Raw genomic sequence first — 19,081 nt, forward strand, 5'->3', positions numbered from 1 at the left:
AACAGCTCATCGTTTCCCCCGACCTCATTAGAGAACCACTACAAATTAGGACGTGCCGATGGATGAAGTTTTGAGGGACCCAACAGGGTACGTTGTCATTGGCGCAGAGCACCCAGCTTTAGGCCGTGTTTACTGGGCTTACTTTGATGAAAGCGAGGTGAATGCTCCGGACTACTACGGGCTCACCCTGGACATAAACCGAGCATCATGGGCTCCAGTTGGGTGGCGAACGGGAGAGTATCTGATGGGGGGCCGTGGAGAGACAGACCTTGATACCTGGCAAGCCCGCCGATTTATCAACACCTTGCTCGATGAATACCGCTTAGATACTGAATACCGCGTCGACTTTGACGACGACGACGAAATGACTGAACACTTATACGGCAAGCTGGAACAACTACGTGTTCAAAGCGGACAATCCACTCAGGACTTCATCGCGTGGATCAGAGTTGCGAACTGGACGGACGAGCCAGCTTCGAATTGACATCAAACCGCCAATTGGTTGGCAAAAAATCGCGCCATTCGTTAACTTTCAGGTTGAGTCACACTTCCATTCGGCTATCTCAAGCACAGAAGTTTAAAACTTCCGTTTTTGATGCAAAAAAATGCGCTATTCGTGATGTTACTGTCTGATAGATCTGTTCTTCGGGGACCGATAGCCAATGGCGCAATCTCGAACTTCTTTGAAACCAGCAGATAGGCGGCAATTCAATAACCCCCATACTGCCGTTCAAATAGCCGGTGCTGACGCCGCCCGAAAAGGGCTACGGGTGTATGACTGCCCTTACCACCATCCTGCGATGCGCGCGTCGTGGCTAAAGGGCTTTGCCCAGGAACAGCAGCTGACGCTGGACCTCTAGCCGCTAAAAGCCTCCCGTTGTGCATTGACCATTTCCCATTGAAGCCTTACCTGCCATGACGTGACAGTCCCGCTCTGCATAATTGAGAAGGGGCACACCGTGAAGCTATTGATCATCGAGGCACCTGGGAAGCTGAAAAAGCTTCAGCCAATGATGAAGAAACTGCGCCCAGGCGAACACTGGTTGGTTGTCGCCAGTGGTGGGCACATACGTGACTTGCCCGCCAGAGGGCAGGACGACAGCATGATCACCACAGGCGTCCGCAAAAATTACACACCGGTGTACGAGATCCTGGATAAGAGCGCCAAGGCCGTGCGGACCATCAAGGCCGCAGCTAAACAGGCCGATGAAATCTACCTCGCAACCGATCCGGATCGCGAAGGTGAAAGCATCAGCTGGCACATCCAGCAGGTACTGGCGGTCAAATCCTACAAACGCATCACCTTCAATGAAATCACCCTGAAGCGTGTCGCAGAGGCTCTAGCCAATCCTCGCCAAATCGATTTGAACAGAGTCGCGTCACAAGAATGCCGGCGTGTACTTGATCGTTTGGTGGGTTACCTGGTGACTCAGGAGCTACGCCGACTGATGGGCAAGCCCACCTCTGCAGGCCGCGTGCAATCGCCTGCCGTATACCTGGTGGTTTTGCGCGAGCGCGAGATCCGCAACTTTCAGGTAATCAACCACTTCGGTGTGCGTCTGAACTTTGTGGATATGAATCAGGGCACCACCTGGTATGCAGACTGGCAACCGGTACCGGATTTCGCGAGCAAAGACTTTCCTTACGTTCAAGATGCCAACCTGGCCCGACTCGTCGCCGGCACACGTAATGTCGTCGTCGAGTCCTGTGAAGACCGCAAGGCCGAGCGCCACCCACCCGCGCCCTTCATCTCTTCCACCCTTCAACAAGCAGCCAGCAACGCCTTGAAATGGGACCCGGACAAGACCATGCAAGTCGCCCAGCGATTGTATGAACAAGGCGTGATCACCTACCACAGGACGGATAATCCCAACGTACCAGACGAGGCCATGGAGGATATTAGAACCGTAGCTAGATCTATCGGATTGAAGACCGTCGACGAGCGACGTACATTCAAGGCCGCCGAAGGCGCGCAGGAAGGCCACCCCGCTATTACCCCGACGCATTGGGCTGATACAAAAGCTGGTGAGAACGACGAGGAACTCGCCCTGTACAAGTTGATTTGGGTCCGGGCGCTGGCCAGCCAGATCGAAGCGGCGGTATTCGACGTGCGTGCTGTAAAACTGCTCGCGGTTGGCCCAAATGGTAAGGCTTTGCGATTCAATGCAACTGGTGAAACCCTTTTTCATCCTGGGTGGCGGAAACTGCTCAAGGGCGATGACACAGACGATGAGGAAGATGGAGCAGCGAGCAACCCAGTTCCTGCACTCACACCAAAACAGATCATCTCTGTGCACAACGGAGAACTGCTGAAGAAGAAAACTCAGCCGCCATCCCGCTACACCAAGGCCAGTCTAATCAAAGAAATGGAGCGCCGCGGTATTGGTCGTCCCAGCACGTTCGCCTCGATCTTGAAGAACATCACCAGCAAAGGAATGATTGAGGAAAAAAGCCGCAAGCTGGTACCGGCGCCGCTGGGGGAGGAAACAATCGCGAAGCTGGAAGGGTTCTACAGTTTCGTGGAGCTCGATTTTACGAGAGAGCTGGAGCGGGATTTGGACAAAGTCGCCCAGGGCCAAGACACCTATGGAGCTGTCGTTGCGCGTCTGCATAGACGCCTGGAAGAGGAACTGTCTCAGCAACGTGGAATGCCGAGTGTGCCGATGGCGTCCGCTCCACGCCCAGCCACAGCAGGTGGCGCTTTCAACTGTCCCAAGTGCAATCAACCCCTCGCAAGGCGACAAAAAAAAGGGGGCGGTGGCTATGACTTTTGGGGTTGCACAGGCTTCAAATCGAATGGATGCAAGGTGAGTTTTCCAAACTTGAATGGCAAACCAGATCTCAATAAACCCAGAGGGGTGTGACTTCTGCCATTGCCGATATAAATCACCGACAACGCCGTTACGCATTAACCCTAGAAGCCCACCATTCCTATACCTGACAGTCCTCTGCGAAATTGCAGAGGAGGTCATGGGTGAGCGTACAGAAGAGACAATCGGTGGTGGGGCTGCGCATCTTAGCGCCGAAGCTGGAGAAGTTCTCAGACCGGCAAATTGAAGTCGCCCAGACCTGGGCTTTACAATTTAACGTACCGCCCTCCCAGCTGACCTCCTTCATCGATACCTATCTGAGTTCCACTGTCCATACTCGTTGCTGGTGCGTAGCCCTGCCCTCTACAGATGATCAAACACGGCGGCTCCTGGCCAGAATCGGCGATCACCTCCAGTACTTCGATGGTCATCAGGTTAAGGCCTGCAAAATCTTCAGCAAGGACCGCGTGCATAAGAGAAAACCCACCGCAATGGTGGCCCAGCAGCTACTGCTCAGGTTTGAAAAACGCTGGTATGCAGACGTCCTACTGACCTCCTTCTGCAAGTCTGCTGGAGAGAGGGCGAAAGCCCTTTCGATTGAAGATCTAGGAAGCTTTAATCGCCGCGGCTTCGATTGGACGGCGAGCAACAATCGGTACTTCAATCCCCGCACCCGATTTTACCTGAAGCAGATTGGCAGCACGCTGAAGCAGTTTTGCCAGTGTCTGGACCAAGAGCTTTTATTCGCCATTCGTTCAGCGCAATGTCCCTCACCCAAGCTCTATAACTGGCTGGCTCAAGGTGACCGAAAACGCCGCCTTCAGGCCCTAAAAGCCCAGCCAGTACTGATTCCACTTCTGGTACTAGCAGATCAATGGCCGTGGCCGTGGGATGGGCAGCAGCAGGTATACATGAACTGCCCATGGGATGAACTTCAGGCGTGGCGCCCATACTGGAGTGAGGACCGTTATTTGATTTCCGCTGAAGAGTGCCTGGTAGGTCGCATAGCCGACGCGGGCCTCCCCCTTTCCGACACACTGGCTTGGCTGCTACAGGCGCCGCGCGCTGCAGTGCGCTACCTGGGTCAACAGCGGGTATTCGATACCGGCAGTGCATTGACCCGTATCAGCCGCGAGGGGCCACAAGGACCCTGGCATCGACTGCTGCTGGGAGCCTCACTGGGCAATCGCCGTCCTCTTAAAAAAGCGCACTGGATCACTCTCTTCGCGCTGCTGGATAAAATCCCGTATCAACTGCTGGATCAAACGCAGGACTGGAACAGGCTGCTGTCAGGGTGTCCAACTGATTGGTCGGACGACAATTGGTCCAAAATCGCCGACGACTTTCGAGACCTGAACGAGCTCTTTAACAACGTTGATGAGAGCGACGGACCAGCTTCTGGTGAAGCACTGCAGAAACTCAAAAGCTTCATTGCTACTGCTTCCTATCACCAGATCGCCAGCTTGGTGAATGGCTTTCACCTCGCGTTGATAGACATCCGTGAGGCTTTAGATGCAGTAGATCCACAAACAAGAACAGACTCTTTAACGCCCTGGAAGCCGCTGCTTTATTCAACCAGCACACCCCTCGTGAGTCCAAATGGGCTGCAAATTATCGAACTGAAGTGCCCCGCCGATCTTGATGCGGAACATCGAGCGCTGGGCCATTGCATTGATGGTTACGACTACAGTGCTTATCGGGGCATCTGCCGTCTTTTTTCGGTTCGCGAAAACGGGAAATCGTTGGCCTCTGCAGAAATCCAAATGGATGAAAGTGCCTGGGGCGAAACGTTAGCAAAATTGACTCCCAAACACCTGGTGACGATACAACTGAGAGGGCTCCGCAATCGCACACCTAAGTCGGGCTCCAGGGTTGACCGGGCCTATCAATGGTTTTGGGCAAAGATCAAATCGGGTGAGCTCGCCATTAACCTGGAATGGCCCGACCAAACACTATCCATGTCGCGCTATACAAATCGAAACCGGAAAAAAATGCATGCCCAGGCCTGTGCGGAATGGATCAACCAACGATTGAGCAGGACATGAGTCGTCCACGTCTGATGAACCGCCGGCAGGACCTGGTCGAAAAAGTCATTTTTGACGGCTATGACTTCGGGGTCTTAATGCAATACGTTGAGGGTGCGAACCGGCTGTTTCTCGAACGTAATGGTTTCTATATTCGGCGTGCCGAGCATCCTCAACATCGCTATTGGCGATTACCAAAAGGCAAGTTGCTGGATGACCTGGATGTGCTCTTCCACCGTTTGATGGAGTTGTCCGAGGACCGTTTCAATGAAAGTTGGGAGACGTTTTCACATAAAATCACAGCCGCACAAAACGACCCAGATCGGCAGGCATTCACGTGGGGGCTGACCTTTCGGATAGCTCCACTCGTTCAGGGCGGGATCCTGCTGTCAGGTGACTACCATCCTGGCGCGGTCGCCGTTTCAAGGCGCATGCACGGCGTGTTTCTCGGGCATTCCAAGTCCTGGCGCATTGACGCTGGTGCGGAAGTGGTGCGAAGCAACTTGATCCTGGAGCTTGGATTGTCGGAGGATCAGTTCGAAATCCTCGACACCGTGCAAGAGCTGCTGACCGACGGATCCGTTGTTCCAGCTGATGAAATCACCCGCATCAGTCTTGGTGGACCGCCACAAGAGCGCGCAGCAAAAGCGGCTGACGATAGCACCTCAACCGATGTGTATTTAGCCGCGGTGCCCTCAATCGAGCGCACCGGGTCCACTACCGAACAGATTAACCAGGCATTGGCTGGTTATTCTTTACTGGACCATCAACCGGCAGGCATCCGGCACTTGCTACAGCGCACAAGCGCCTTGCTTGCGGATGACATGGGGCTTGGTAAAACTCGCCAAGCAATCATTGCCGCTGCAATCCGAGCAGCTAATAGACCCATCTTGGTTATCACCCTGTCGACGTTGATCATCAACTGGCAACGCGAAATCCAGATGGTGTATCCCAAGGCCACTATCGGCCAACAGGTCTTTGATCCCTCTTCGCAATGGATTATCACCAACTACGAACGCCTTGGCGATTTTGTTCTGCATGCAGGACACTTTGAAGTGATGATCATCGACGAGGCGCACCGCCTGAAAGAGCCGACCGCCGCGTGGACACGTCACGGCTTCGACATTGCCGCCAAGATACCCAACCGTTACCTGCTGACGGGTACGCCAGTCCTCAACCGAGAATCTGAGCTGCACACGCTGCTACGGCTATCCGGCCACCCCGTTGGGAAACTGCCCTTGAAAGAATTCTGCGAACAGTTCGCCGGCAGTCAGGATTTCCGCATGAATCTGCGGGGCGCAATCGGCGATTGGATGCTCCGTCGACGCAAGGATGTCTTGCCCGGTCTCAAGGGCAAACAGCGCCAAACTTTACCCATCGAACTCACTGCTGAAGAGCGCAAGCAATACGATCAAATTCGGCTCGAAGACAGGCCTAGCCTCGCCAGGTTGGGATCACTGCGTCAGTTGCTTGAGCAGGTAAAGATTCGTGTCGTAATGGATCTGCTGTGCGAACTGGACGCGGAGGACAAAGTAATCTTGTTCTGTGAGTTCAAGGATACGGTAGGAACACTTCGCACTCGGTGCAAGCAAGCTGAGTACGGGTGCGTCACGGTTGTCGGCAGTGACTCTGTAGGCAAACGGCAGAAGGCGATCGATCAATTCCAAAGTGATCCAGAAACCCGCGTCTTTGCCGCCACTACCTCCGCTGCCGGCACCGGCAACAACCTCACTGCGGCCAACTATGTGATGTTCCTGGGCCTCCCCTGGACGCCTGGACTGCAGGACCAGGCTGAGGACAGGGCCTACCGCAATGGGCAATTGCGCATGGTCGTGGTGAAAATCCCGCTGGTGGAAAACACAATCGACCAGATGCTTTGGCAAATGCTGCAGGATAAGCGTCAGTTGGCAAGTGACCTCATTGAGCCCGACGCGGCCGGCAACGCGAGACAAGCATTGGCGACCAATTTGTAGATCTGCGGTATATCACTGCTTCTTAGTGGCTGAGACCTTGTAAACGTACTTGGAACCATTACTTTTGTTTTCTGGAATCTAATAGGCCTCCCCATCGGCAACAATAGTTTCGTTCGATATCTGCAAACTTCCGAAAGTGGCAAATCTATTTCGATTTTACCCACTTTGCTCGTATTCATTTCGAGGAGTCGAACATAATTGACTTTGTTACGTATTAGAATCTTCCCATCGCTCATAATGGCCGTCGAGACCCATTCAGAAGAGACTGATCTCACTGAAAGGCACGGACAGTTTTGGCGGACTCGTTGAATCCAGCGCGATACGCCAATATCCAACATCATGCCAAGCGCCATGCTTGAATCCTACTTCTGGATACGTACCGATGTGAGCGAAGCCTAGTGCTTCATGCAGCCCCACGCTGCCATCGTTTGGCAGCGCGATCCCGGCAAAGGCTGCGTGAAACCCTTGCCTTTTCAATGTCGGCAGCAACACGCCATACAGTGCCCGGCCGACCCCGCTACGGTGCGCTTCTGGCGATATATAAACGGTGACGTCGACCGACCAGCGATAGGCCTCACGAGCCCGGTGCTGACTGGCATATGCATAGCCGATGAGCTGGCCGTCTCGCTCCGCTACCAGATACGGGTAAGTCGGCAAAGTCGACCCAATCCGCTTGGCCATCTCTTCGACTGTGGGCGGCTCAAGCTCAAACGAAATCGCCGTATGCTCAACCATCGGTGCGTAAATTGCCTGGATGGCTTGAGCGTCCGAAATCTGCGCAATCCTTACTGTGGTGTTGCTCATCCTCTATCCCCTTGGTCGCTCAAATCGATCTTTGATTGACTCGTTTCGAGAGTGCTTCGGCGCTTTCCTTGCGCTCCGAATAGCGGTCTACCAAATACGTTTCCCGGCCCCGAACCATCAGCGTGAACTTCATCAGTTCCTCCATCACGTCCACAACACGGTCGTAGTAGGCGGATGGCTTCATACGCCCTGCGTCGTCGAACTCCAGAAAGGCTTTGGGTACTGACGACTGGTTTGGGATGGTGATCATCCGCATCCAGCGCCCGAGGATCCTAAGCTGGTTTACCGTGTTGAAGGACTGTGATCCACCGCAGACCTGCATGACGGCCAACGTCTTGCCCTGGCTGGGGCGGACAGCGCCCAACGTGAGAGGTATCCAGTCTATTTGGGCTTTGAATACAGCAGACATTGCACCGTGACGCTCTGGCGAACACCACACCTGTCCCTCTGACCACAGAACCAGATCCCGCAGCTCTTTAACCTTTGGATGGTCTTCCGGAGCGTCATCAGGGAGAGGCAGACCCGAGGGATCAAAGATGACGGTCTCGGCTCCCATTAGGGTCAGGATGCGCGCGGCCTCTTGGGTCAGCAGCCTGCTGAAAGAGCGCTCACGGGTTGAGCCATACAGCAACAAGATGCGTGGTTTGTGAGTCGGTTGCTCGTTGCCTTGCAGGCGATCCAGTGTGACGAAGTCGATTAGCGACTGATCCAGATTAGGTAGATCCAGGCTGCTTTCCGAGGAAAATTCGTCCATTACAGTTCACCTATTTGATCTAGCTCGCGCTTCAGTTCCTGCGGTGTGAGCGCCGAATGATCCAAGCTGAAGAATGCCTCGAAACGCTTTTTAATCTGGACGACGGTCGCGTCAAATGCGGCTTGGATGTCGCTGTCTGTGCCTTCTACATCGGAAGGGTCGGCGAGGCCCCAGTGGCTTTTGACAGCAGGCCCGAAATAGACCGGGCAGGGTTCGCCTCCAGCCTTATCACACACGGTGATCACCACATCCGGTGGTGAGTCCGAAAACACCTCTGAGCCTTTGCTGTAGAGATCTGTGGTGTCGATACCAAGCGCTTGCAACGTACTCACGGCGCGTGGATTCAGTTGTCCGCTTGGGAAGCTGCCCGAACTGACGGCGTTAAAACCGCTCGGGGCCAGGTGGTTGAACAACCCCTCCGAGAGAACGCTCCGGCAGCTGTTTGCCGTACACATAAATAGCACTTTCATGGGTTTCTCCTAGACAGGGATGCTCAGCCGCGACGCCAGTGCCACCAGCGTTACCAGCAAGATAGGGAGGGTGAGGATGCTGCCGACTTTGAAGTAGTAACCCCAGGTGATGCGGATATTTTTCTGCGCTAGCACATGCAGCCACAGCAACGTGGCCAGGCTTCCGATGGGCGTGATCTTGGGGCCAAGATCGCAACCGATGACGTTGGCGTAGATCATGGCCTCACGTACCAGTCCTGTAGCGTCGCTGCCCTGAATGGACAGAGCGCCGATAAGCACACTCGGCATGTTGTTCATGATCGAGGACAACAGCGCAGCGGTGATACCGGTGCCCAAGGTAGCGGCCCATAGGCCATGCTCGGCAAATATGTTCAGCAGCCCCGAGAGCGAGTCGGTTAGGCCAGCATTACGCAGGCCATAGACCACCAGATACATGCCCAGCGAAAACACGACAATTTGCCAGGGCGCGTCCTTGATGACCCTTCTCGTGGAGATGATTTGGCCTTTACCTGCGATGACCAGCAGGATCATTGCACACGCAGCAGCAACAGCGCTGATGGGGATACCTAACGGCTCCAGTGCGAACAGACCAACCAGCAGCAGGCCAAGTACCCACCAGCCAGCAATGAAGGTCGCCCGATCTCGAATCACCGACTCCGGGGCCTCAAGCTGATCCGCGTCGTACTGGGCGGGAATGTCCTTGCGATAGAACATCCAGAGCATGAACAGTGTCGCGGCCACGGCCACTAGGTTCACTGGCCACATGACAGAAGCGTATTCACCGAAACCCACGCCAAAAAAGTCTGCCGAAACGATGTTCACCAGGTTGGACACCACCATCGGCAGACTGGCGGTATCAGCGATGAAGCCTGCGGCCATCACGAATGCCAAGGTGGATGCCGGGCTGAAGCGAAGCGCCGTCAGCATCGCGATGACGATTGGGGTCAGAATCAGTGCGGCTCCATCATTGGCGAACAGTGCCGAAACGGCTGCACCGAGCAGGATCATCAGCGCAAACAGACGTCCGCCTTTGCCCCGACCCCAGCGAGCGACATGAAGCGCCGCCCATTTGAAGAATCCCGCTTCATCGAGCAACAAACTGATGATGATCACAGCAATGAAGGTCGCGGTAGCGTTCCAGACGATGTGCCACACAACCGGCACATCCCCTAGACTTACGGCGCCAGTCAGTAGTGCCAGAACGGCACCCGCTGCCGCGCTCCAGCCGACACCTAACCCCTTGGGTTGCCAGATAACAAAGACGAGCGTAACTACGAAAATCGATGCTGCGATGAGCATGAGTATGTTCCAGATCAGGATGTCAGCAGCAGGAGGCTTGGCGCACGGGTCTGTCTTCCATGGAAGCCAGCCGTCCTTGATGGTCGTTAACCCAGGACTGGTGTGCCTGCGTAGTGACGTTCAGAACATCCAGTGCCCACTGTTCAAGCTCGGGATGCAGCCGGTAGTAAACCCACTGACCCTGCCTCCGATCTGCGAGTAACCCGCAAGCACGCAGTTGGGCAAGATGCCTGGAGACCTTCGACTGGTTATCGTCCAGTGCCCAGATTAACTCGCACACGCACAACTCACCCTCAGCCGAAAGCATGAGCATGATCCGGGCGCGAGTTTCATCACCCAAGCACTTGAAGAATGTGTGTGGTGTAAGGCTCATAAGCAATCGCTCTGCATATGTGGATAATCGAATATGCAGATTTAACCACGTTCAGCCTGCTTGCACAAATGCCTGTGGCGGGAGTTAACGATGGGGATCAATGCTCACCGGTCGACCACAGGGTAACGACCAGGAGGGATTAACAATCGCCTCAGCACGCGGACGGAGATTTGATGTTCGAATGGATGTTCGCTGAACGCGATTTTGGATTCATTACTCTAGGCGTAATGGCAGGATAGCTGGTCAGGTCGAATGCAATTGAGTGGTCAGCGTGAATGCAAATGAATGCTCAGCGTGAATGGAAATGGGTGATCAGATACTAGGTAATTTTCCACCTCGGTCGCGTCATCTTTGTATAGCCTATAAATACCTATAGACGTAGTTTTCTATTTCCTACTGCGCAGCTGGTACCAGCCTGTCACCGTTCCCCTATCATTACAGGGGGCCTCTCGGCACATGATCAGGCACGTCACCACGCTCTCGCTTCTAGCGTTAATCGCCAGTTGCACGACCCAAACGGCGCAGACACCCAAGCCCGCTTTCGACAGCAGTCGCAATCCGGACATGTTGACGCCAGACCTCTATCCTGGCGGCGCCGTTCCTGAAAAAGAACCAGTAGTGCGCTATGGCCGCTACACCCTCGTCAGCACGCTGCCAGATTCTGGCCAACGTGACCTGATGGCTCAGATTATCGACATCAGCATTCCAGCCAACATGCACCCAAATGTGCATGAGGCCATGCAGTACGTGGTGGACCGTTCAGGTTATACGCTTTGCTCGGCAGACTCTGGCCACGTCAACATCCTTTACACCCGACCACTCCCAGCAGCCCAATATAAACTTGGCCCTATGACCCTGCGTAACACCCTGCAGGTGCTCGCAGGTCCGGCCTGGCAGGTGAAGGTCGACGAGGTCAACCGTCAGGTGTGCTACGTCCTGCGCCCTGGCTACCAGCTCCCGGACTCTCCACGTCCTGCATCAACTCAGATTGCTCAACTCAACACATCGACAGCTGCACAGCCTATCGCAGCGAAGAGCAATAACAATGATGCGGGCAGCCAAGTAGTAGTCGCCGCCGTTCCCCAAACAGCGCCTTTCACAACAACGGCATCAGCCGCTACCCCTGTGGCGAACGCTGCACCAGCCAAAACCGTGGCCCCTCCTACGGTGATTACCAAGGATGGCTCTACAAAACAAACGTCTGCCTTGCCGACTCAGAGTCCGGCCTCGACTTCGTCCAGCAACCCAGATGCCAAGGCCGCTTCAACTCCGAAACTGGTCACCGCGCCGTCCGCAGTTTCTGCAGCGCCAAAGCCGGTTGCGACGGACATTGCAGCGCCGAAGCCGCTGGCCCAGACATGGACGGCTTCAACTGGCTCAACCCTTCGTCAAACCGTCGAAGGCTGGGCTGAAAAAGCGGGCTGGAAACTGATGTGGCAGGTCGATGATTTGGATTACTCAATTGACGCTCCACTTCGATTTGAGGGCAGTTTCCAAGAAGCCATTGGGTCGATTTTCCCTCTCTACGACTCGGCTCCACGGTCCTTTCTGGTCGATGTGGTCGACAGTAACTCCTCACAGCGGCTGATTTTTATTACAGAGAGGAACAAATGATGACTGCTCGTCTCTGGATCAAAAGCACAGCCTTGTCACTTATCGTCGCACTGGTGAGTTCCTGTTCGCTGCAGCGTGTGAATGAATCGGCCAGCCGAGCTGAAAATGACGCTGCGACAGCCTCTCAATACAGCCGATTTCTGAGAAATCAGCAGCAAGAGTCCGCGCGCGCTACGGTGGTGTTCAGCGACAAACCATGGGTGTCCAAAAAACCGCTGGTCGCCAAGCGTGGTTTACCGCTGACCATGGATTGCGACATCACCTATCGCCCCTCATATAACGTTGGGATCGCTGAGATCGCGCAGTACATCACTAGTGAATGTGGTGTACCGGTCATCGTAGCCCCTGACGCAATCGACCCAAGTGTCCTTTCCAGTTCGACGCAGGGCAACTCAGGACCTGCAGTTCCACCTGGTTTGGGCTCTGCCGACAACCTGACCAACTTCATGCCCGCCGGCGTCATCGGCAATGTTCCGAGCAACGCCCGCTCAATGAATTCGATTGGGCTGACTGCACCCAACACATTCCCCATTAAGTACAGCGGCAAGCTGTCAGGGTTGTTGAATCAAGCGACCTCCCAGTTGGGCTTAGCGTGGAATTATTCCTCCGATGATCGAAGCGTGCATGTCACTTACTTCGACACCAAGACGTTCGACGTCTGGGCATTTGGTGATGACCAGGTCATTGAAAGCACAGTGAAGTCGGGCTTGCTGACCGCTACAGGCAGCGGGAGCAGTTCCGGTGGTGGTGGCGGCGGATCTTCGTCGACAGGTGCATCGGGTGAATCAGGCAGCAACCAGAGCACCACCGTTACCATCAAGACCTCGCTGATCGGAGACATTGAAAAAAACGTCAAGGCGATGCTGAGCCAACAGCCCCAAGGTCGGATGTTCCTCTCGCGTTCCACTGGCACCCTGACGGTAAGTGATCGACCAGAAGTACTCTCAAACGTTGCTAAATACCTGAATTCGATCAACAGCAGTATCACCCGTCAGGTGTTGTTCAACGTCAAAGTTTTCGAGGTAACTCTCACCGACACAGACCAGACCGGCCTGGACTGGACGGCTGTCTATACGTCCTTGAGCAACAAATGGGGCTTTTCGCTGAAGAATGCCACCACCGGCATAAGCACGGGCGCGGTGTCGGGCTCGTTGAGTATTTTGGACACGTCGAAGTCTCCTTGGGCTGGCTCCAACTTAATCATCAAAGCACTTTCCGAACAGGGCCGAATCTCGAACGTCCGCTCGCCGTCGGTCACCACGCTGAATCTGCAGCCGGCACCCATCCAGATCGGCAACGTAAAGAGCTATGTCGCATCAAGCTCGACAACCACTACGGCTTCCGTTGGATCGTCTACTTCGCTCACCCCCGCGACTATCACCAGCGGCTTCAACATGATGTTGCTCCCTCGAATCATCGACCAGGACAACATGTTGCTGATGATCACCCTGAGCATGAGTAGCAAACCGACCTTCACCACTTTTACGAGCAACGGCTCCAGTGTCCAGACAGCGGATTACGACACCAAGAATCTGTCGCCCAAGGTCAAATTGCGCAGCGGTCAAACCCTCGTACTGACTGGTTTTGAGGAGAACAGCGAAAACGCAACCAAGTCTGGCGTAGGGGATCCTGGATTCTTCGGTTTGGGCGGCAGCCGTGTCCGCACCACAGGGCACAGCGTACTCGTAGTGCTGATTACTCCTGTTGTTGATAGCGACACAGGCAGCCCCAGCGCGGTGATTTCACCTGCTGCCAACGAGCCTTGGGGCTCTTGCCCTACCCCACTGCTGCATTGCACAGGTTCCAAGGGGTAAGCCATGGTTGCGGAAACCTCAAAAAATGCACGCTCTGCTCGAGTCCAGGTACTCCAGTATCGTGGAAAATCATTTGTCACCGGTCTGCGCTGGCATCCGCTGGGTAGTGTCACCGGGCACATGAAGGAAGCGCGCCAGTACGGTCGTGAGCACCACCTCGACATTGTCGCCATTAGAAGAACACCAGCCATTATTCAGGCAGGTTTTGTAGCGCGCAGCGAGGAGGTCATCAAAGGGATGTACTCGCTCGCGGCCACCCTGGCTGGACAGCTGGGGGACTCATGGATCGCGGCCTGGAAAACTGAAAGCGAGATTGACTAATATGCCCTCGTTGCTGTGTATCAAGGTGGCGTGATCTCTGGCTGCGACATGATCGGCACTGGTGCTGAGGTCCGCCGCCGAGTCGCGCAACAACGCAGTCGTGGGATCAACTTCGACAACGAGTACCTGCCCCCAGAGTTCGATATGGGCGGTCAACCACTGGACGTGGCAGAGCTGCTTCAGCCGTCGCATCTAAAACGCGAGTACCGGCTACGGCCACTCGTCTTTGGGCTATCCAAACCAGAACTTGTACAGCTGGCGGTTCTTGGCGTGCTGATCGCTGCCGGCATCATCGGATGGGCTCAATGGCAGAACCATCAGGACCAGATAGCCAAAGAGGCGGCTTTCCAGGCTGAACAGCAACGCCTGGCAGAGTTGGCCAGACTGCAAAAAGAATCCGGTATGGAACAGACGCCCCAAGCGCTTGAACACCCTTGGGCCAAACGTCCATCTGTTGCAGATTTCCTGGAGGGTTGCAGCAACGTCATTTATCAGTTGCCTCTGTCCATTCAGGGATGGCAGTTCACGAGTGCCGTCTGCGACGGCGCACAGGTTTTGTCCTCCTATAAGCGCTCGGGCAATAGCACGGCCGACAAACTGATACAGGCGACGCAGGGCCACTTTTCTGATCGGCCGGCCTTCTTTGACGAGGGCAACTCGGCCACGTTGAAATTCGACATCTCTCTACCCGCAGCCGGTGATGAGCCTCTAAAAGACGCCATCGTGATGTTGGCGAACCTGTCGTCTTGGCTGCACAGCTTCACTCAAACCCCAGTGCTGAAAGAAGTGCCGGTCGTTGTGCCCATTCAACCAGCGATACCGGGCCAACCTGCGCCACCGCCGCCCCCACCGCCTCAATGGAAGCAATTCGAGCTGAGCTATGCCACTGGCATTACGCCGCTGGACTCATTATCCGGCGCACCCAGTCAGGGCTTACGGCTGCGCGAAATCACAACCAAATATGAGACCGGCCACCTTGTCTGGTCAGTAATAGGTGACCTATATGCGAAATAAAGCGCTGTGCTTTTTGTGCTCCATCCTTGCGTTAGGGGCACCATCGAGCTGGGCAGATGAGAACACCCTATCTGGGGTGAACGTCGGCGAGCTGGCCCAGATTCAAAGCCAGACGATCTTGTTGAATGCCAAAGCCGAGAAGGCCAAGGCCGAAAGATCGATCAAGGGCGAAGACCAAAGTGCGACGACGCAGCCGTCAACTGTGTTTTTTTCTCAAGGAAACCTCACACAGCCGGCTGCAGCCTCGGCGCACAGCAGTGATACACAGTCTGACTTGCCTGTCGTGAAAGCGGTATTCGGCTCAGCAAAACGGCTGCGTGCGACTCTGCTCTACAGCAGCGGATTTGAAGTAGACGCAGATGCCTCATCTCGGGAGTTACCCGGTGGCTATCGCATGGCCATCCTCTCCGTCGAAAACGTGACCCTCGAGCGTGGCGGTAAGCGCTACCCCCTCGGCTTTTCCAGTACGCCCCCGGCCAGCTTGAGCAACGTTAACAATTCAGCCCCCAGCATTACCCCATCAGCACCTATGCCGCCTGGGCTGATCCCTGGCCAACGTTGATTGAGAAGTTCGATGACGATCCTGACTGAAAAACCAGATGTCATAGAGCCTGACAGTGATGAGTCTGCTGCAGTCCTACTGACGTCGCACCAAATACTGCTGACGGCCCCTGGTGGACCGTTTGAGCTGAAACCCGAGCTGCGTCAACTATGTGCGTTGACCAGCGATGGGATTTTGTATGTGTCAGCCCAACACCAAACGGATGCCTATGTCATGGCATTCGAGGACCAGCTGGAACACGAAAATCACCACTTTGAGGTCAAGGTCTGCTCGATGAGCACAATCAAGGCACTCTACCGCGCCAATGATGATGCAAATGGTAAAGCACTATCGGCGACTGAGACGAAGCGCCAGGCCCAGGTGGTGCAGCTTTTAGGAGAAGCCCACCGGCGCAATGCCAGCGACGTCCACTTTGTCGTAGGTCACGATATCACTCGAATCTTCTTTCGCATCCACGGGCTCTTGTGGGAGGCAGAACAGCACCAGAGCCAGGTGGGCATGGAGCTCTGCTCGTCCCTCTACAACAGCATGTGCGATGTCGCGAAAGACCACTACCAGCCGCAGGTGAGCCAGGACGCCAGGGTAAAACGCGCCTATGTCGACCAACTCGGTTTGTTCGGTGCCCGAGTCGCCACTCGGCCGCTCGTAGATGGCCCTCTGATGGTTTTGCGTCTGCTGTATGACGACAAAACCAAAATGACGCTTAGTGATCTCGGTTTCCTGACGCAGCAAATTGATGCATTCAGCCGCATCCGCAGCTTGCCTTATGGGGTGAACCTGATCACTGGACCCACCGGTTCCGGCAAATCGAAGTCGCTGCAGGTAAACCTGAACCTCTTGCACGAAGAGTGCGGTGGAACAAAACACATTCTGACGATGGAAGATCCACCTGAATATCCACTTCTCGCCAATCAGTCACCGCTGGGCGCCGGTGAAACCTGGAATGACGGGATCACCAATTCCATGCGACTCGACCCTGACATTCTCATGTATGGGGAGATCCGGGACCTTGCATCAGCACAAGCGGCTTTCCGCGGCGGTATGACTGGTCACCTGGTGCTGACGACACTGCACACCAACAACGCTGTAGCAGCTCTTCAACGACTGATCGACATGGGTGTAGACCGACACCTGGTTACTGATCCTGCACTGATGACAAGCGTGGTCAATCAATCCCTCTTGCCCGTGCTGTGTTCCCACTGCCGCGTCCCCGCACGCGAGCATCTCGGGCAGCTCAACAGTGCGCTGGTGCAGCACTTGCGCGATTTGGAAGCGATTGATGAGACCTACCTCAAAGGACCGGGATGCCCGCATTGCAAAGGCTTGGGCATCACCGGTCGCACGGTGGTTGCGGAAACTTTGCTCACCGACCTTGAATTCATGCGCGTTTTCAATGGGCAGGGTGCAAGTGCGGCACGTCGCCACTGGGTCAAGGAAATGGGCGGTATTACCAAGACCGCACACACGATCATCAAACTGAAACAAGGATTAGTAGACCCCCGCCACGCCGAAATGACGGTGGGGCCGTTGGACTTTGACCGGCAAATCCTGGAGCTCGCTCATGCTGAGTGACGTCAGAGCGATGCTGAATCGTTGGGCAGAGACCTTCTATGCCAAGCAGTTTGGCAAAAACGAAAGAATCCAGTTCTACGAGAGCCTGATGGGCATCCTTGAGGATGGTGTGTCGCTTGAAGACGCACTGCACACGGTGGCCAGAGCATTCAGCGATAACGGGCAGAAGCTCCATCCAGTGTCCCTTGCCTGCAGGGATATCGCGCAATCGGTAAAAGGTGGGAAATCGCTGAGCATTTCCTGCGAAGGCTGGGTTCCCTATGACGAGAACTCTTTGATCGCTTCCGGGGAAGACACCGGCAACCTGGTGCAGGCATTTCGGGACTGCGTGAGGATCATCGAAGTACGTCAGCGGATCAGCAAACTCGTAGCGTCCGCCACCGTTTTCCCCTCCATGGTGTGGAGCGTCATGGCGGCGTTGCTGTATGTGATTGCAGTGTGGATGGTGCCCTCCATGACACGACGCTCCAACCCCGAGGCGTGGACCGGCGTGCCGGCCTTCCTCTATGCCCTATCGAATTTCGTGACCCACTACGGGCTAGTGACGCTGATAGCTGTAATCGTCTTTATCCTCATATCGATCATCACTCTACCCGTGTTTTGCGGCCTTCAGATTACGGCCGTCAGCCCTTCGTGGAAGCTGCAGTTGAACAAGCTGCTCCAGGTCCTGCGAGTCCGAGCAGAGAGGCTCCCGCCTTGGTCAGTCTACAAGGCGCTCCACGGATCGATCTTTCTGCTCAACATGGCTGTGATGCTGCGCTCCGGCATCAACCAACTAGATGCGCTGACCTCTCTTCAACGCAATGCCTCTCCATGGTTGAAAGAGCGCCTGAGCGCCATTCATTACGGAGTGAGCGCCGGCAAAAACTTCGGTACCGCATTGAAGCTTGCGGGTCATCAATTCCCAGACCCCATGGCGATGCATTTTCTGGAAGTGCTCGCCACCCGCAAAGGCTTCGCTGAGTCGATGGAACGGTTTTCCAACCGGTGGCTGGAGCAAACGCTTCAGCGCGTCGAAGCCATCGCCAAATCTCTTATCGGCATGTCCTCCATGGCCATGGGGGTCATGATGATTCTGGTAGTGGTCGGGATCTTCCAGTTGGCCGGCAATGTGACTGCAACGCTTTAAATCAAACCTAAATGAGGTACTGGAAATGCCAACAAACACTCAAAACAACCAACGCGGATTTCTCTCCCTGGACGGGATGTTCTGGTTGATGCTGATCGCGGTGGCACTTGGTTTCATCGTGTTCATGGGCTACAGAACGTTCGGCAGCTCGGACGTCACCATTGAACAGAGCAATCTCGGCACGTTGCTGAGCAATACCAAACGACTGAAAAGCACCACGGGCTACGCCACGGCAGGCACCAACTTGGCGCCTTCTTTGATCAACCTCGAGGCAACTGGCGGCATGAGCATCAACGGTAATGCCCTGTCCAACCGCTGGAACGGCGCAGTGACCGTAATGAGCAACGGCATGACCTTCACCATCACAGAATCCAACCTTCCGAAAAATGCCTGCATCACCCTTGCCTCGAACATGGCCAAGGACAAACAGACAACGACGGCGATCAATGGCGGCACTGCAATTGCCGGCGAAATCACTGCGGTGGCAGCTGCGACCAGCTGCTCCTCGGACGCCAATACCATCGCTTGGACTTCGTACTAAGGAACTC

16 protein-coding genes and 1 pseudogene are annotated in these 19,081 nt (G+C 55.1%); 12 read left to right on the plus strand and 5 right to left on the minus strand.

The window, feature by feature from the left end; all coding sequences use genetic code 11:
* The first annotated feature begins 58 nt into the window (after positions 1-58).
* The 5 genes from P5706_RS28655 (at position 59) to P5706_RS28675 (ending at position 6,807) form a co-directional block, all read left to right on the plus strand.
* A complete protein-coding gene (locus P5706_RS28655) occupies positions 59-484 on the plus strand; it encodes a hypothetical protein (protein ID WP_008437339.1) in 426 nt (141 codons plus the stop codon).
* A 178-nt stretch (positions 485-662) separates the two neighbouring features.
* Positions 663-860: a CrpP family ICE-associated protein gene (locus P5706_RS28660; RefSeq protein WP_073845721.1), complete on the plus strand. Its 198-nt coding sequence runs from the start codon at positions 663-665 to the stop codon at positions 858-860.
* Positions 861-959: 99 nt separating this feature from the next.
* The gene (gene topA, locus P5706_RS28665; RefSeq protein WP_008437341.1) at positions 960-2,864 is read left to right on the plus strand and encodes a type I DNA topoisomerase; all 1,905 of its coding nucleotides are present in this window, start codon (positions 960-962) and stop codon (positions 2,862-2,864) included.
* Positions 2,865-2,974: 110 nt separating this feature from the next.
* Positions 2,975-4,855, plus strand: coding sequence for a hypothetical protein (locus P5706_RS28670; RefSeq protein WP_019818088.1), 1,881 nt, complete (start codon positions 2,975-2,977; stop codon positions 4,853-4,855).
* Entirely contained in the window at positions 4,852-6,807 is a 1,956-nt protein-coding gene (locus tag P5706_RS28675) for a DEAD/DEAH box helicase (protein ID WP_024073377.1), read from the plus strand. The genes P5706_RS28670 and P5706_RS28675 overlap by 4 nt, the downstream gene beginning before the upstream one ends.
* 255 nt (positions 6,808-7,062) lie before the next feature.
* On the opposite strand, the gene P5706_RS28680 is transcribed toward P5706_RS28675, so the two are convergent.
* The 5 genes from P5706_RS28680 to P5706_RS28700 are packed head-to-tail and all read right to left on the minus strand — an operon-like array spanning position 7,063 to position 10,507.
* On the minus strand, positions 7,063-7,611 hold the full coding sequence (locus P5706_RS28680; protein WP_008437347.1) for an arsinothricin resistance N-acetyltransferase ArsN1 family B: 549 nt from the start codon (positions 7,609-7,611) through the stop codon (positions 7,063-7,065).
* 19 nt (positions 7,612-7,630) lie between these two features.
* A complete protein-coding gene (gene arsH / locus P5706_RS28685; protein WP_008437348.1) occupies positions 7,631-8,365 on the minus strand; it encodes an arsenical resistance protein ArsH in 735 nt (244 codons plus the stop codon).
* The gene (locus tag P5706_RS28690; protein WP_008437349.1) at positions 8,365-8,835 is read right to left on the minus strand and encodes an arsenate reductase ArsC; all 471 of its coding nucleotides are present in this window, start codon (positions 8,833-8,835) and stop codon (positions 8,365-8,367) included. Before P5706_RS28690 ends, arsH begins: the two co-directional genes overlap by 1 nt.
* 9 nt (positions 8,836-8,844) lie before the next feature.
* Positions 8,845-10,134 (minus strand): arsenic transporter, encoded by a 1,290-nt coding sequence (locus P5706_RS28695; RefSeq protein ID WP_008437350.1) that lies wholly within the window; start codon positions 10,132-10,134, stop codon positions 8,845-8,847.
* A 22-nt stretch (positions 10,135-10,156) separates the two neighbouring features.
* On the minus strand, positions 10,157-10,507 hold the full coding sequence (locus P5706_RS28700) for a metalloregulator ArsR/SmtB family transcription factor (RefSeq protein WP_008437351.1): 351 nt from the start codon (positions 10,505-10,507) through the stop codon (positions 10,157-10,159).
* 456 nt (positions 10,508-10,963) lie between these two features.
* Between P5706_RS28700 and pilL2 the strand changes: the two genes are divergently transcribed.
* From pilL2 to P5706_RS28735, 7 genes and pseudogenes are all read left to right on the plus strand, one after another.
* Complete coding sequence (gene pilL2 / locus P5706_RS28705) at positions 10,964-12,121, plus strand: PFGI-1 class ICE element type IV pilus protein PilL2 (protein ID WP_019818090.1); 1,158 nt, start codon at positions 10,964-10,966, stop codon at positions 12,119-12,121.
* The gene (gene pilN / locus P5706_RS28710; RefSeq protein ID WP_019818091.1) at positions 12,121-13,935 is read left to right on the plus strand and encodes a PilN family type IVB pilus formation outer membrane protein; all 1,815 of its coding nucleotides are present in this window, start codon (positions 12,121-12,123) and stop codon (positions 13,933-13,935) included. The genes pilL2 and pilN overlap by 1 nt, the downstream gene beginning before the upstream one ends.
* 3 nt (positions 13,936-13,938) lie before the next feature.
* Positions 13,939-15,270 (plus strand): annotated as a pseudogene (gene pilO2, locus P5706_RS28715) (type 4b pilus protein PilO2).
* Positions 15,260-15,832: a type IV pilus biogenesis protein PilP gene (gene pilP / locus P5706_RS28720; protein ID WP_008437355.1), complete on the plus strand. Its 573-nt coding sequence runs from the start codon at positions 15,260-15,262 to the stop codon at positions 15,830-15,832. The pseudogene pilO2 and the gene pilP overlap by 11 nt, the downstream one beginning before the upstream one ends.
* 12 nt (positions 15,833-15,844) lie before the next feature.
* The gene (locus P5706_RS28725) at positions 15,845-17,404 is read left to right on the plus strand and encodes a GspE/PulE family protein (protein WP_019818093.1); all 1,560 of its coding nucleotides are present in this window, start codon (positions 15,845-15,847) and stop codon (positions 17,402-17,404) included.
* The gene (locus P5706_RS28730; RefSeq protein ID WP_285683591.1) at positions 17,394-18,533 is read left to right on the plus strand and encodes a type II secretion system F family protein; all 1,140 of its coding nucleotides are present in this window, start codon (positions 17,394-17,396) and stop codon (positions 18,531-18,533) included. The genes P5706_RS28725 and P5706_RS28730 overlap by 11 nt, the downstream gene beginning before the upstream one ends.
* A gap of 25 nt (positions 18,534-18,558) precedes the next feature.
* A complete protein-coding gene (locus P5706_RS28735) occupies positions 18,559-19,074 on the plus strand; it encodes a type 4 pilus major pilin (protein ID WP_019818095.1) in 516 nt (171 codons plus the stop codon).
* Positions 19,075-19,081: the final 7 nt, after the last annotated feature.

This window comes from Pseudomonas sp. ChxA, from assembly GCF_030263855.1.
GTDB lineage: Bacteria > Pseudomonadota > Gammaproteobacteria > Pseudomonadales > Pseudomonadaceae > Aquipseudomonas > Aquipseudomonas fluorescens_CB.